Source organism: Candidatus Palauibacter irciniicola (assembly GCF_965208695.1).
Classification (GTDB): Bacteria; Gemmatimonadota; Gemmatimonadetes; order Palauibacterales; family Palauibacteraceae; genus Palauibacter; species Palauibacter irciniicola.
In genome coordinates this window covers 1,331,460-1,345,608 of sequence record NZ_OZ242352.1, presented here as the reverse complement: position 1 = coordinate 1,345,608, position 14,149 = coordinate 1,331,460, and the positions used below count along the sequence as shown (strand labels likewise).

At 69.3% G+C, this 14,149-nt stretch carries 13 protein-coding genes; 3 read left to right on the top strand and 10 right to left on the bottom strand.

Translation table 11 applies throughout. The features are described from left to right. The first annotated feature begins 163 nt into the window (after nt 1–163). Genes ACOGI9_RS05710 through ACOGI9_RS05700 form a run of 3 tightly spaced genes read left to right on the top strand, consistent with a single transcriptional unit; the run spans nt 164 to nt 4,677 of the window. Nucleotides 164–2,404, top strand: a complete 2,241-nt coding sequence (locus tag ACOGI9_RS05710) for a DUF5916 domain-containing protein (protein WP_419858911.1) — start codon at nt 164–166, stop codon at nt 2,402–2,404. A gap of 60 nt (nt 2,405–2,464) precedes the next feature. Beyond that, a complete protein-coding gene (locus ACOGI9_RS05705) occupies nt 2,465–3,589 on the top strand; it encodes a carbohydrate binding family 9 domain-containing protein (protein WP_419858910.1) in 1,125 nt (374 codons plus the stop codon). After that, a complete protein-coding gene (locus ACOGI9_RS05700; RefSeq protein WP_419859315.1) occupies nt 3,553–4,677 on the top strand; it encodes a hypothetical protein in 1,125 nt (374 codons plus the stop codon). The genes ACOGI9_RS05705 and ACOGI9_RS05700 overlap by 37 nt, the downstream gene beginning before the upstream one ends. A gap of 136 nt (nt 4,678–4,813) precedes the next feature. Here ACOGI9_RS05700 and ACOGI9_RS05695 read toward each other — a convergent pair whose 3' ends face one another. The 10 genes from ACOGI9_RS05695 to ACOGI9_RS05650 form a co-directional block, all read right to left on the bottom strand. After that, the gene (locus tag ACOGI9_RS05695) at nt 4,814–5,509 is read right to left on the bottom strand and encodes a tetratricopeptide repeat protein (RefSeq protein WP_419858909.1); all 696 of its coding nucleotides are present in this window, start codon (nt 5,507–5,509) and stop codon (nt 4,814–4,816) included. A gap of 86 nt (nt 5,510–5,595) precedes the next feature. After that, complete coding sequence (locus ACOGI9_RS05690; protein WP_419858908.1) at nt 5,596–6,516, bottom strand: DUF368 domain-containing protein; 921 nt, start codon at nt 6,514–6,516, stop codon at nt 5,596–5,598. Further along, the gene (locus ACOGI9_RS05685; RefSeq protein ID WP_419858907.1) at nt 6,513–7,190 is read right to left on the bottom strand and encodes a protein-L-isoaspartate(D-aspartate) O-methyltransferase; all 678 of its coding nucleotides are present in this window, start codon (nt 7,188–7,190) and stop codon (nt 6,513–6,515) included. The genes ACOGI9_RS05690 and ACOGI9_RS05685 overlap by 4 nt, the downstream gene beginning before the upstream one ends. Then, nucleotides 7,172–7,939 (bottom strand): 5'/3'-nucleotidase SurE, encoded by a 768-nt coding sequence (surE, locus tag ACOGI9_RS05680; protein ID WP_419858906.1) that lies wholly within the window; start codon nt 7,937–7,939, stop codon nt 7,172–7,174. The genes ACOGI9_RS05685 and surE overlap by 19 nt, the downstream gene beginning before the upstream one ends. After that, nucleotides 7,936–8,298 (bottom strand): MerR family transcriptional regulator, encoded by a 363-nt coding sequence (locus ACOGI9_RS05675; protein ID WP_419858905.1) that lies wholly within the window; start codon nt 8,296–8,298, stop codon nt 7,936–7,938. Before ACOGI9_RS05675 ends, surE begins: the two co-directional genes overlap by 4 nt. Before the next feature lie 27 nt (nt 8,299–8,325). Then, complete coding sequence (locus tag ACOGI9_RS05670) at nt 8,326–9,336, bottom strand: NAD(P)H-dependent glycerol-3-phosphate dehydrogenase (RefSeq protein ID WP_419858904.1); 1,011 nt, start codon at nt 9,334–9,336, stop codon at nt 8,326–8,328. Beyond that, a complete protein-coding gene (gene plsY / locus ACOGI9_RS05665) occupies nt 9,333–9,977 on the bottom strand; it encodes a glycerol-3-phosphate 1-O-acyltransferase PlsY (RefSeq protein WP_419858903.1) in 645 nt (214 codons plus the stop codon). Before plsY ends, ACOGI9_RS05670 begins: the two co-directional genes overlap by 4 nt. Next, nucleotides 9,974–11,299, bottom strand: coding sequence for a ribosome biogenesis GTPase Der (der, locus tag ACOGI9_RS05660; RefSeq protein WP_419858902.1), 1,326 nt, complete (start codon nt 11,297–11,299; stop codon nt 9,974–9,976). The genes plsY and der overlap by 4 nt, the downstream gene beginning before the upstream one ends. An 11-nt stretch (nt 11,300–11,310) precedes the next feature. Next, nucleotides 11,311–12,588, bottom strand: a complete 1,278-nt coding sequence (locus ACOGI9_RS05655) for a DUF512 domain-containing protein (RefSeq protein ID WP_419858901.1) — start codon at nt 12,586–12,588, stop codon at nt 11,311–11,313. A gap of 130 nt (nt 12,589–12,718) precedes the next feature. After that, a complete protein-coding gene (locus ACOGI9_RS05650; RefSeq protein WP_419858900.1) occupies nt 12,719–14,038 on the bottom strand; it encodes a tetratricopeptide repeat protein in 1,320 nt (439 codons plus the stop codon). Between the last annotated feature and the right edge of the window lie 111 nt (nt 14,039–14,149).

Sequence of the window (14,149 nt, the reverse complement as noted above, 5' to 3'; positions counted from 1 at the left end):
CGGCTGCCGCCGCGCCCTCCGCCGCCGGGATTGAACCCCCGGGCTCGCCGGGGTGTTGTTTCGGCGAGCAGACCTTCCCGGTGCCACCCCCGATCCTGGGTAGATGCCGTTGATCCACATCGGCCGTCGATGTCGGCGACTCGCGACTTCGTGCGCGTGGGCCGTGCCCGTGTACCTGCTCGCGGCGCCGGGGCTCGCCGCGCAGACCGGGGCCACGGACGAAGCCGATGCGGCGGCGCTGCGGTCGCCTGTTCCGGTTCCCATCCCCCGACTGGCGGGGGAGATCGACGTCGACGGGGTCGTCGACGAGCCGGCCTGGGAGGCCATCGAGCCGCTCCCGATGTTCATGTGGGCTCCCACCCACGGGGGCGAGATGACGGAGCGGACCGAGGTCCGGATCGCCCACGACGACGAATACCTCTACCTGTCCGGCCGGATGTACGACTCGAACCCCGACGGCATCCGGGCGAACACCTACCTCCGGGATGCGTTCAGCGGCGACGACCTCCTCTCGTTCGTGATCGACAGCTACAACGACTACGAGACCGGGGCCTGGCTCGGGACCACGCCCGCCGGCGTCCGCCAGGATCGCTCGCTCTCCAACGACGGCGACTTCACGGGCGACGTGATGCCGTTCAACGTGGACTGGAACGCCCACTGGCAGGTCGTCACCTCGCGGAACGACGAGGGATGGTTCGCGGAATACCGGGTCCCGTTCTCCTCGCTGGGATTCCAGGCGCAGGGGGACGAAGTGACGATGGGGATCATCGTCTACCGCTTCATCGCCCGGAAGAACGAGCGCCACGTCTTCCCGTTCATCGGCCGCGAATGGGGGCAGGGGGGCTTTCTCAAGCCGTCGCAGGGCCAGCGCATGACGCTGCGCGGCGTGCGGCCCGCGACGCCGGCCTACGTGACCCCCTACGTACTCGGGGGCCTGAGCCGGACGCCGGTACTCAGGGAACCGTCGGACGCCGCGTCCTTCTGGGGGACGGAGCGGGACCAGTTGGCGGAGCCGGGCGTCGATCTCAAGTACTCTCCCTCGTCGAACCTGGCGATCGACCTCACCGTCAACACGGATTTCGCGCAGGTCGAGGCGGACGACCAGCAGGTGAACCTCACCCGGTTCTCGCTCTTCTTCCCCGAGAAACGGCAGTTCTTCCAGGAACGCTCCTCGACGTTCGATTTCGGGACGGGAGGGTTCACGGACCGCGTGTTCTTCAGCCGGCGCATCGGGCTCGAACGCGGCGAACTCGTCCGCATCTACGGAGGCGCGAGGCTGGTCGGCCGCATCGCCGGCCTGGACTTCGGGGTCCTCAACATGCAGACGGCGCCGACCGCGGGGCGGTCCGGCGAGAACATGGGGGTCATGCGCCTCAAGCAGCAGGTGCTCAACCCGTATTCGTTCGTCGGGGGGATCCTCACGACCCGCTACGGCTCCAACGGCCGGAACAACGTCGCCTACGGCCTGGACTCGCAGCTGCGGCTGTTCGGGGACGAGTACCTGACGGTCACCTGGGCGCAGACGCAGGACGAGGTCGTCCGGGAGCGCAACGTGCTCGACGCGAGCCTCGTGCGGGCGCGCTGGGAGCGGCGGACGGACCGCGGGGTCTCCTACAACCTCTTCTACCGGCGCGTGGGCCCGGACTACCTGCCGCGCCTCGGCTTTCAACTGCGGAACGACTTCACGCTGTTCGGCGGGGAGTTTGCCCATACCTGGCTCCGCGGGGCCGACGCGACGCTGAACGGGATCACCCTGGCGCTGGTGGGCGAGAACTACCAGCGCAACGTCGACCTCACCCTCGAGTCGCGCTCGATCCGTCCCGAGGTGCGGCTCGAATTCAAGTCGACCGCGATGATCACGGCCTACGCGAACAGCCAGATCGAGGACATCCGGAGGCCGTTCCGGGCCGCCGGGGTGTCCATCGAGCCGGGGGAACACCGGTTTACGGAGGCCGGGATCGACTGGTCGCTGCCGCGCAGCACGATCTTCCGCGGCGACATCCGGACGACGGCGGGGAGCTTCTACGATGGGCGCCGCGTGGGTCTCATCTTCAATCCCACGTGGACCGTCTCCCGCTTCCTGGAGGTCGTCGGCGGTTACGAGGTGAACCGGCTCGAGTTCCCCGACCGGGGCGAGGCGACGACGACGCACCTGGGCCGGCTGCGGCTGAACTTCGCCTTCAACACGCACATCTCCTTCAGCGCCTTCGCTCAGTACAACAACCTCGACGAGCGGACGAGCGTCAACGCACGCTTCCGCTATCACTTCCGGGAGGGCACGGACCTCTGGATTGTGTATAATGAAGGGTTCAACTTCGAACGGGACCGCGGGTTCGATCCGAGGCTGCCGTGGTCGGCGGGGCGAAACATCATGATCAAATACTCCCACACCTTCATCTGGTGAAGCTGCGCGCGCGGGAGGGGAGCGGGGTCCGTCGCGTGGGCGGCCCTGTGGTTGTGCGCCATGCTCGCGGGGGTGGCGCCCGCGGCGGCGGCGGCGCAGGACGGCGGGCGGGGGAAGCCCGCGGTGCCCCTCCACCGGTTCGACGGGCAGGGGCACATCGACCTCGACGGCTTCGTCGACGAACCCGCGTGGCAGGAGATCGACCCCGTGCCGCTCGTGGTGTATTCGCCCACCTACGGCCAGGCCCCTACCGAGGAGACGCGGATCCGGATCGCGTACGATGACGCGTACCTGTATGTCTCGGGACAACTGTTCGATTCGGACCTCGGCGGGATCCGCGCGAACAGCTTCGCCCGCGACGGGTTCAGCGGCGACGACCAGTTCTCGGTCGTGATCGACAGTTACAACGACCACGAGACGGCCGTGGCCTTCGTGGTGAACCCCAACGGCGCCCGATCCGACCGCGCGGTCTGGGGCGACGCGGAGTGGACGGCAGGGACCCGGCCCTTCAACAGCGACTGGAACGCGCACTGGGATGGCGCCGTCCAGCGGACGAACGACGGCTGGTCGGCGGAGATGCGGATCCCGTTCTCGACGCTCGGGTTCCAGAATACGGGCGGGGAAGTGACGATGGGGCTCATCGTCTACCGGTCGATTTCGCGCAAGAACGAACGCCACGTCTACCCCGACATCTCGCCCGAGTACGGGTTCTTCGGCTTCGGCAAACCGTCGCTGGCGCAACGGGTCACGTTCAGGGGCGTGGATCGCACGAACCCGATCTACGTGACGCCGTACCTCCTCGGGGGGATGACGCAGATCCCGACGCTGCGCGAACCGCCGGACGTGCGGGCGTACTGGGAGACGGCGGACGACCCTACCGGCGAACCGGGCCTCGACTTCAAGTATTCGCCGTCGTCGAACCTGTCGATCGACCTCACGGCGAACACGGACTTCGCCCAGGTGGAGGCCGACGACCAGCAGATCAATGTCACGCGGTTCCCCCTCTTCTTCAGAAACGTCAGTTCTTCCAGGAACGCTCGGCGACCTTCGACTTCGCGACCGGCGGCGTCACCGACCGGGTCTTCTTCAGCCGCCGGATCGGGCTGGACCGCGGCGAACTCGTCCGCATCTACGGGGGCGCGCGGGTGGTGGGGCGCGCCGGCGGACTCGACTTCGGCCTGCTGAACATGCAGACCGCCCCCGCGGTCGGGCGGCCGGGTGAGAACATGGGCGTGCTGCGGCTCAAGCAGCAGGTCTTCAACCAGAATTCGTCCGTCGGCGGGATCGTCACCACGCGCGTCGATGCGTACGGCAAGACGAACGTGGCCTACGGGGCGGACAGCGAAGTCCGGGTGTTCGGGGACGAGTACCTGACGTTGCGCTGGGCCCAGTCCTTCGATGACGATGTCGTGGAGCGCAACCCGCTCGACGCGGGCACCTTCTTCGCGCAGTTCGAGCGGAGGCGGCAGGAGGGGTTCGCCTACAGCGCGCAGTATCGTCGCGTGGGGGGAGACTACCTGCCGCGCCTGGGCTTCCAGTTGCGGAACGAGTTCACGCTCTTCGGCGGATCGGCCGGCTATTCCTGGTTCATGGGCGCCAACTCGGCGTTGCGCGCCGTGACGCTGAGCGGCGACACGCAGCACTACTACAGGAACGTGGATCTCACGCCGGAATCACGAGTTATCGCTCCTCAGGTGATGATCGGCATGAAGTCGGGGACGTTCCTGATGCTCACGTCCCGTTCGAGCTTCGAGAGCATCCGCGACCCGTTCCCGATCGCGGGACTGACGATCGACCCGGGGGAATACTGGTTCCACGAAGCCGATGCCTCGCTCCGGCTCGCCCGGGGCGGTCTCGTGCGGGGGGAAATCGGGGGTTCGGCCGGGAGCTTCTACGACGGTCGCCGGGTGAGCCTTCGTCTGAGCCCGGCGCTGAACCTCTCCCGGCATTTCGAGCTCCGCCCGAGCTATGACATCAACCGCTTCGAGTTGCCGAACCGCGACTTCCTGACGACGCACCTGGCGAGACTCAACCTGGACTTCGCGCTCGACACGCACCTCTCGCTGAGCACGCTCGCACAGTACAACTCGACGACGGACCAGGTGAGCGTGAACGCCCGCTTCCGCTACCACTTCCGCGAGGGCGTGGACCTCTGGGTGGTGTACAACGAAGGCTACTTCATGGACCGCACGAACGGCGGCGTCGACCCGCGCCTCCCGTTCTCGTCGGGCCGGGCGCTCATGGTGAAGTACTCCCACACCTTCGCGTTCTAGCCCTCGCCGGCACGGTCACACTCCGCCCAAGTTTACATAATATATCTTATGCGCCATTAGGGGGTGCCACACGACCGCACCCCTCGCATGAGATCTTCTTGTGGGGTGCCGGGAATCCGGCCGGGGTGTTCCGACGTCAGCCGTTGTCGGCCAGCTGGGCCTTGATCTCTCCGAGTCGGAGGCGGTAGACGCCGGCTTCCACCGGGTCTTCCCGCGCGGCTTCCTCGGCGATGGCGCCGAAGATCGTCTCGGCTTCCTCGAGACGGCCGAGGGACGCGAGGATTCTCGCCGCGGAAGCGAGCGCCTCGCGGCGCTGGAAGGCGAAACGCGCCGTCTCCCCCAGGGCTTCCCACGTCGCGAGCGCGGTCTCCGCGTCGCCGGACGCCTCCTGCGCGGCGGCGAGGAGTGCGCGGGCGGCGAGCCCGACCGGCCGGTCCGGCGCCTCTGAAATCGTGCTCGCGACCTGTGCGGCCTCCACGGACCGCCCCTGGTCGAGATAGGTCCGCGCGAGGAGGAGCCGGCCCTCGTTCGCCGCCGCCACGCCATCGAAACGGTCGACGTAGGTTTCGAGGTCCGCGATGAGCATCTCGGGGTCGATCGCGGTCATGCGCAGCGTCGCGAGCTCGGACGCCGCCTGCTCGCGCACCGAAGCCTGGAAGTTCGTGTAGTACACGAAGCCCACGACGACCATCGCGACGCCGGCGGCCCCCACCAGCACCGCCCGCATGTTCTTGTTGACCCAGGTGGCCAGGCGGAACGTGGACCGCACGAAGGCATCCTGCCGGCCGCCCTCGTCGTCTGGTCGCTTTCCGCTGGCGAGCGCGTCCGCCATCTGCCGTGCCCTCCTCGTTTTCTGCGCGGTTGTCGAACGGCGTGGAAGCTACCCGGCCCGGCGGATCGCCGCTACTTGCATGGCCATCACGGACGGCCGGACCCGCGCTCGCCGGCGACGCGGTCGATGGCGAGGACGGCCGCCGCCCCGAGGAGCGCGAGCGCCGCCGCCGGCCAGATCTCGCCGGCGCCTGCGGGCCAGCGATTCGCCACCAGCCATTCGATGCGGCCATCGCTGTGCGTGTAAAGCTCACGGATCTGCGCCTTCCACGGCCACAGCGCGTTGAGCGAGCCGAGGAGAAACCCCGTGAGCACCGCCAGCGTGCGTGTCCGGTGGCGGGCGAGGAGGCGCCTCAGGCCGCGGCTGAACGCGAGGAGGCCGGTGACGACCCCGAGGCCCACGGCCGCGAGCCGGACGAAGTCGAGGCTGTCGAGCGCCGCGATCACGGGAGCGTACGCGCCCAGGATTAACAGGATGAAGCTGCCGGAGATGCCGGGCAGGATCATCGCGCACGCCGCCACGGCCGCGGCCGCCGCGAGAAAGACGGGCGCGTCGGAGCGGACGAGCGGGGGCAGCGACGTGACGACGACGGCCAGCGCGGCCCCGGCGGCGGCAAGGGTCCAGGTGCCGGCCCGGCGATCCGTGACGCGCCGCCCGACGAGCGGCACCGACGCCGCCACGAGGCCGAAGAAGAAGGCCCACAGCTCCACGGGCCGGTTCGCGAGCAGCCAGTGCAGCAGCCCGGCGAAGGCGAACACGCTCGTGCCGATGCCGGCGAGCAGGACGGCGAGGAAGCCCAGGTTGCCCGCCTGCCAGGCGCCGCGCACCCCGCCCTCCCGCAGCGCCCCGAGCAGGCGGCGGTCGAGACCCGCGATCGTCGCGACGAGTTCGTCGTAGATGCCCGAGATGAAGGCGATCGTCCCGCCCGAAACCCCGGGCACGAGATCCGCCAGCCCCATGGCGAGACCCCTCGCGTACACCCCGGCCCAGGCTCTCACCGACCTCACTCGGGGCCCTCGCCCCGCAGCCGATCCTCGATGAGCGGCACGAAGCGGGCGCCGGTGATCGTCTCCCGCGCGAAGTCGTCTCCGCGTCGCGTGTAGCGCCGCAGTTCCTGCCGCCGCGTACCGACGGGCACGATGAGGTGGCCCCCGTCGGCGAGCTGCCTGAAGAGCGCTTCGGGCGGACGGACGGCGGCCGCGCCCACGATGATCGCCTGGAAGGGCGCGTGTTTCGGCCAGCCCCGGCTCCCGTCCCCGTGCATGAGACGCGCCTCCACGCCGAGGCGGTCCAGCCTGCGTGCCGCGGCCTCGTACAGGGAAGCGATCCGTTCGATGGAGTACACCCTCGCCCCGAGCGCCGCGAGGAGCGCCGTTTGAAACCCTGCGCCCGTCCCCACCTCGAGCACGCGATGACCGGGGCGGATTGCGGCGTATTCGAGACTGAGGGCGTGGATCGTGGGGCTCGAAATCGTCTGCCCCCGGCCGATGGGGAGCGGCACGTCCTCGTATGCGCGGGCCCGCATCACGTCGGGCACGAACGCGTGCCGCGGAACGCTGTCGAACGCGTGCAGGACGGCCAGATCGCTCACCCCCCCATCCCGGAGCCGTTCCACGAGGCGGCGGCGGTCGCGCCGGTAGTCCGCCGCGGGGTCCCGCTCCGTCAGCCTCCCAGCCGCCACGACCTCACCTCGTTCAGCAGTTCGAAATTCGTCAGGTCGAGGTGGAGCGGCGTCACCGAGACGAAGCCGGCGCGCACGGCGCGGAAGTCCGAGTCCTCCCGGCCGCGCCAGGCCGAATGTCCCCCACCGATCTTGAAGTACTCGGTCCCTTCCTCATCGTGAATCCGGCGGAGCGAGTCGTGGTACACCCGACGGCCGAGCGCCGTCACCGTGATTCCCTTCACCTGGCCCGCCGGCCGATCCGGAAGGTTGACGTTGAAGAACGTCTCGTCGGGAAAGGAATCCCTGTCGAGGCAGGCGGCGATGATCCGGCCGAGCATCTCCTCGTAGGTTTCGAGAATGCCGTCGTCGCTGCCCGTGAACGAGAAGGCGATCGCGGGCACGCCGAGGATCGTCGCCTCCATCGCCGCCGCCACCGTGCCGGAATAGAGCACGTCTTCCCCCATGTTGGGGCCGTGGTTGACGCCCGAAAGGACGAAGCGGGGCCGCGCCTCGAGGATCTCCTTGAGGGCGAGGAGCACGCAATCGGTCGGCGTCCCGTCCACCATGTAGCGCCGCGGTCCGAGCCGCGTCAGCCGGAGCGGGCGGAACAGCGACAGCGCATGGCTCGTGGCGCTCTGCTCCCGGTCCGGCGCCACCGTCCACACGTCGCCGAACGCCCCGGCCACGCGGGCGAGGAGCGCGAGCCCGTTCGACTTCACGCCATCGTCGTTCGTGCACAGGAGGACGGGTTTTTCCGCTTCGGTCACCCGGCCTCGCCGTCCTCGAGAAGCCGGACCAGTTCGTCGGCCTCCCTTCGGAGATCGCGGATCGTCTCCCGGTCCCAGGCCACGCGCGCCTGCTCCGCGAGTTCCCCGCCCGCGCGCAGCTGGTCGAGCTTACGCTTCGCTCCCTCGATCGTGTACCTCTCGGTGTAGAGGAGGTGCCGCAGGAGCTGTACGAGCTGGATCTGCTTCGGGCGGTACACCCGGTTCCCCGCCCGGTTCTTCGTAGGACGAAGCGCCGAGAACTGCGTTTCCCAGTAGCGCAGGACGTGCGGCTTGAGATCCGCGATCTCGCACGCTTCGCCGATCGAGTAGTACTCCTTCGGGGCGATCCGGTCGGACACGCCTTCCCCTTCCATCGGTTCCCGGCGCTAGCCCCAGCGCTCGGGTTTCGGTTCGCGGGCCATCAGCCGCGCCAGCGCCTCCCGGGGCGCCACATCTTCGTACAGGATCGAATATACACTGCTCGTGATCGGCATCTCCACGTCGAGATCCCGGCTCAGTTCGTACGCCGCGCGCGCCGTTCGCACGCCTTCCACCACCTGGTCCATCTCTCCGATCACCTCCGAAGGCCGGCGACCTGCCCCGATCGCGAGTCCGGCCGAGCGATTCCGGCTCAGCCGTCCGGTGCAGGTGAGGACGAGGTCGCCGAGCCCGGCGAGGCCCCCGAGCGTCGTTTCCCGCGCCCCGAAGTGCCGGGCGAGCCGGGCGATCTCCGCCAGTCCTCGGTTTATGAGCGCCGCGCGCGCGTTCGAACCCAGCTCCAGCCCGTCCGAGATCCCGGCCGCGAGGGCGATCACGTTCTTGAGGGCCCCGCCGAGTTCCACCCCATCCACATCCGGCTGCGTGTACACCCGAAAATACCCGTTCCGGAACAGGCTCTGCACGGCGAGCGCGTGCGCCTCGCTCCGGCTCGCGGCGACGACCGCGGTCGGGAGCCGGCGGAGGAGTTCCTCCGCGAAGCTGGGCCCCGAGAGGACGACCGTGCGAGGTCCCGCGGCCTCGCCCAGCGTCTCCACGATGACCTCCGACATCCTCCGGTGCGTCCCGAGCTCGATCCCCTTGGAGGCCGAGACCAGCACCTGGTCGCCGAGGTGCGGCGCGGCGTGACGCAACACCTCGCGCACCGCGTGCGATGGGCAGACCGAGAGCACGAAACCGGTGCCGTCCATCGCCTCGGCGAGATCCGACGTCACCGTGAGGGGGCGGCCGAGTTCGATTCCGGGCAGATAGCGTTCGTTCGTCCCGCTGCCGCGCATCGCGGCGGCGTGTGCGGGGTCCCGTGCCCACAGCCGCACTTCGTGGCCGTTCCGCACGAGGACATCCGCCAGCGCCGTACCCCAGCTCCCCGCGCCCAGCACGGCGACCCGCTGCCCGCTCACGCCTCGTCCTCCGGGGGCTTCCGCGCCGTCCGCTCCCGGCGCGGGAGCCGGCCGCGGCGCCAATCCACCTGGAACTCCTCGCGTCTCACGATCCGCACGAGGTTCGAGCGGTGCGTCCACCAGACGGTGATGGCGAGGAGGAGCGCGTAGAACACGACCGAGCGCGGCGCCGCCGAACCGCGCGCCATGATGGGCACGAGGGCCGCGGAGAGGAGGGACGCCATGGAAGCCGTCCGCGTGAGGACGACGGTCACGACCCACACGGAGAAGGCGACGATCACGGCCACCGGCACCAGGGCGGCCATCGTGCCGGCGGCGGTCGCAACCCCCTTCCCTCCCTTGAATTTCGTATACACGGGCCACACGTGTCCGGAAATGGCCGCGAGCCCGTACGCGAGCGCCCAGGCGCCCGCCCGCCCGTCCCACGCCGGGAAGAGCCACACGGGCACGAACCCCTTCAGCAGATCCACGACGAGCACACCCACGGCCGGGAAGAACCCGAGGACCCGGTAGGCGTTCGTGGAGCCGAGGTTGCCGCTCCCCTCCCGCCGGAGGTCGTACCCGTAGGCGCGCCCGACGAGGTAGCTCGTAGGGAAGGCCCCGATGAGATAGGCGGCGAGCGTCAGGAGGGGTGCGGTCATTCCCGCCCCGAACGCTTCCTGAGCTTGATCCGGATGGGAGATCCCTCGAATCCCCAGGCCTCCCGGAAGCCGGCGACGAGGTATCTCACATAGTGCTCCTTCAGGTCGTGCGGCCGGTTGGACCAGAGTACGAACTGCGGCGGGGACGCCGCCACCTGGCTGCCGTACAGCAGCCGCACGTCGCCCCGCCCGCCCTGGGGAGGCTGCCGGCGCGCGACGAGCTGTTGAAGGACTTCGTTCACCTCCGCCGTGGGCACCCGCCGCGCCCGCGCCTCCCGCACCTCGAACGCGAGGTCGATGGCCTTCCGCACCCGTTTCCCCGTCAACGCCGAACAGGTGATGATGGGCACCCAGCGAAGGTAGTGCGCGCGCTCGCGGAGTTCGCGCTCGAAGCCCGCCAGCGCCGAGGGTCCGCGGTCCTCGATCAGGTCCCACTTGTTGGCGACGAACACGAGGCCCTTCCCTTCGTCCCACGCCTCGTGCCCGATCCGGAAATCCTGGTTCGCCGCACCGGCCTGCGTATCCACGAGGAGGAGACAGACATCGGCCCGGTCGATGGCCGAGGCCGCCCGCAGCCGCCCGAGGAATTCGAGGTCATCCACGATGCGGGCCCGGCGCCGGAGGCCCGCGGTGTCGATGAGACGGATGCGGCGCCCGTCCAGGACGAGGTCCGTGTCGATGGCGTCGCGGGTCGTCCCCGCCTCCTCGTGGACGATGACGCGGTCTTCTCCGAGGAGACGGTTCACGAAGCTCGACTTGCCCACGTTGGGCCGCCCGATGACCGCGATGCGGATGTCGGCGTCGCCCTCTTCCGTCTCCGGCGACTCCGGGAGGGCCGCGACCACGCGGTCGAGGAGGTCCCCCGACCCCTTGCCGCTGAGGGCCGCGAGCGGCGTGGGGTCGCCGAGGCCGAGTTCGTAGAAGTCGACGTGCCCGATCGCGCCGCCGAGTTCGTCGAGCTTGTTCGCGGCGACGATCACGGGCAGGCCCGAGCGCCGCAGGAGGTCCGCGACGTGGCGGTCCACGGGCTGGACCCCGTCCCGGCCGTCCACGACGAAGACGACGACGTCCGCGTGGCCGATCGCGGTCTCGGCCTGGCGGCGCACCTCGACGTCGATGCGTTCATCCGGCCGCACGACGAGGCCCCCGGTGTCGACGAGCAGGAAGCGCCGCCCGGCCCATTCCGCCTCGGCGAACTGCCGGTCCCGCGTCACGCCGGGGCGTTCGGCGACGATCGCGACGCGGCGCCTCAGGATCCGGTTGAAGAGCGTCGACTTGCCGACGTTGGGGCGGCCCACGATGGCGACCGTGCGGAGAGCCATCGGTATCGCCGCTAGAGCCGCGAGAGGACGTCGACGAGGTCGTGGGAAGGCTCGACCCGGCGGCCGGGAAAATCGGCCTGCAGTTCGGAGAGGCTGACGTCGTCGAGAAAGAGGTCGCCGTCGTTCAGCGCCTGCGCCGAGAACAGGGCCACGTCGAAGTCCCCCGCGCCGCGAAGTGCGCTCCGGTGATCCGCGCCCGGCAGGAGGCCGGCCGTCGTGACCGTCGGCCCGTACAGCGTGTTCTCGGCCGCCACCGTCGACACCTCGGCGCCGGTGCGTCGCGCGATGCGGCCCGCGAGGCGGGTCAGCGTCGGCCCCATCGAGGTCCCCGTGACCGCTACGACGCGGCACCCTTCCAGCGGGTGGAGCGCCTCCAGCTGTCCGGTCACGCGATCCGTCAGGGTAGAGATCGCCCCGACGCCGTTGCTCTCGAGTTCATGGTCGTCGAAGTACGCGGCGCCGGGCGGCTCGAGTCCCGCCTGCAGGTACATTTCGTCGGCGGCGTAGCACCACCCCTGCCCCCGCTCCGACAGCGCCCGCTCGCGGATCGCGTCCACGGCGTCGAGCGCCTCGCGACATTCCTCCGGTTCGAGCGTCCGCCCGCCCGGCGCCGCGTTCCACGAGGTCAGGCCCACGGGTACGATGGAGAGCGACCGGATCGCGTCCCCGCGGCGATAGAGGTCCTCGATCGTTCGCCTCAGGTGTTCGCCGTCGTTCACCTCCGGACAGAGGACGACCTGCGCGTGCACGACGATGCGGCCCTCGGCCAACCGGTCGAGATCCTGTCCGATATTCGCGCTCCGAGGGTTCTTCAGCATCCCCAGCCGGACCGCGGGGTCCATCGAGTGGACGCTCACGTAGAGCGGGGAGAGCCGCTGTTCGAATATCCGGTCCCAGTCATCGGGACGCAGGTTCGTCAGCGTGATGTAGTGGCCGTGCAGGAAGGACAGCCGATAGTCGTCATCCTTCACATAGAGGGGCGCCCGAAGCTTGTCGAATTTCGGGTTTCCCTTCACGAAGCAGAAGGGGCACGCGTTCGTGCAGCGGCGGATCTTGTCGGGCTCCGGGACGATGCCGAGGGGTTCGTCCGCCGGTTTCTCGATCTCGAACAGGAACCGCTCACCGGACCGCTGCTCGGTGAGCACCCGGAGCGTCGGCTCCGCCTGGTAGAAGAGAAGGTCCAGGCCGTCCCGGATGGGCTTGTCGTTGATCTCGAGCACGGCGAGACCCGCCGGCAGTTCGAGATCTGCGGCGATCGAACCCGGCTCGACGCTGGCGATTCGAATCATGGTTTAGCAGCCCGTGGCAAACCCCTGCTAGCGCGAGGCTAGCGGGCCGCCCCGGCTTCCCGGGAGCGGCCCGTGCCTGGACCCGCGGCCGGGCGGGCCACGCCCCGGCCAGGCACGGTCTGCCGGGCGGTCAGCCGCCGATCGTTCCGTACCGGAACCCGGCCAGGGGCACGTCGGACTGGATCTCGAAGGTGAAGCTGCCGGAATCGGCCCCGAAGGCCTGCGTATGCTCCGTGACGACCTGCCCGCCGGCGTCGACGAACTCGAACGCCATCTGCAGCGTGCCGGAGGCGGTGCGGTTCGTAAACGCGAGCTGCACGATGTACCGGCCGTTCGCGGCAGGGGCCATCTGCGCGAACGTGACGGAGAGCGGCAACTCCTGCTCCACGCCCATGGCCTCCATCGCCTGCTCGTTCATTTCGGCGCGTCCGAGCGCCTGGAACTTCAACTGGTGAGCGAGCGCATCGTAGGGATACCACTGCGTCAAGGTGTCCGCGAGCGCGATGACGGGCCCGGGCCGGCCCGACTGGATGGAGGCGTTGACGTAGTTCTCCATCGCTTCCTTGCTGTAGGCGTTCCCCTCGCGGGCGTTCGCGAAGGCGGTCGCCGCGTCCGGGAAATTCTGGGCGTTGTAGAACCCCACCCCGACTTCGAGCCACTGCTGGTACGTCAGATCCGCTCGCTCCAGGGTTTCGGCATAGATCGCGGCCGACTCCTCGGCCTGCCCCTCATCGGCCAGGACTCCCGCATACTGGATCTGGATCACGACATCGTCCGGATTCCCGGCGAGGTAGTCGCGGTACGTCTGGAGGGCTTCATCCGCCCTGCCTTCCGCCGCCAGCATTTCGCCGAGTCCGCGGACGATGCCGCGCAGCGACTCCGTGTCCGCGTCGGGAATGTCCGCGGCGAGCGCGGCCTGGTACGTCTCGATCGCACCCGCGTTGTCGCCCAGTTGGGACTGCAGGAGGGCCGCATTGCTGTACGTGCGGAGGTCGGGATTGAAATCGTTCGCAAGCACGAAGGCGTCGAGCGCCGTCTCGTAGTCGGATGCGCCGTAGGCCGTCACACCCTGGTTGTAGAGCCGGACCCAGGCGTTGTACCGCTGTGCCTGCCCGTGCATCATGCACTCGGGCGCCGCGGTGGCGTCGTAGCGGTCAAGAAACTCCACGGCAGCCGGGAAGTTGCCGAGACCTATCTGGATCTGGGCGCCCAGCAGGGGGACCACCGGGTTGTCGCTGTCCAGATCCGATCCGAGCGCCGCCCACGCCTCCTCGAAGATGGTCGTGCTGTCGGCGGCCGTCGGGGCCTCGGTGAGCCTCTGAATCGCCTCCGAAGCCGTCGAGGCCGCGCTGTTCGCGTCGAACTCGCATTCCTGCCCGAAGAGTCCCGCGGAAGTGAAGATCGACGCGAGGGTGGCGGCGGTCGCCGCTCTCGCGCCAGTACGCACCATGTTCGACATCGCTCTGAACCCCTGTTTCTGTTTTGAGTCGCAACCACGGTCAAGGTAGCCGGAAGCCCCCCGCAGCGCACGGAGCCCCGCGCGCGGTTGCGACCGCCCGCG

Excerpts from the sequence above, each read along its gene's own strand:
- ACOGI9_RS05705 (WP_419858910.1), top strand. The coding sequence starts at position 2,465 with ATGCTCGCGGGGGTGGCGCCCGCGGCGGCGGCGGCGCAGGACGGCGGG.
- ACOGI9_RS05695 (WP_419858909.1), bottom strand. The coding sequence starts at position 5,509 with ATGGCGGACGCGCTCGCCAGCGGAAAGCGACCAGACGACGAGGGCGGC.
- plsY (WP_419858903.1), bottom strand. The coding sequence starts at position 9,977 with ATGACCGCACCCCTCCTGACGCTCGCCGCCTATCTCATCGGGGCCTTC.
- der (WP_419858902.1), bottom strand. The coding sequence starts at position 11,299 with ATGGCTCTCCGCACGGTCGCCATCGTGGGCCGCCCCAACGTCGGCAAG.
- ACOGI9_RS05655 (WP_419858901.1), bottom strand. The coding sequence starts at position 12,588 with ATGATTCGAATCGCCAGCGTCGAGCCGGGTTCGATCGCCGCAGATCTC.
- ACOGI9_RS05650 (WP_419858900.1), bottom strand. The coding sequence starts at position 14,038 with ATGGTGCGTACTGGCGCGAGAGCGGCGACCGCCGCCACCCTCGCGTCG.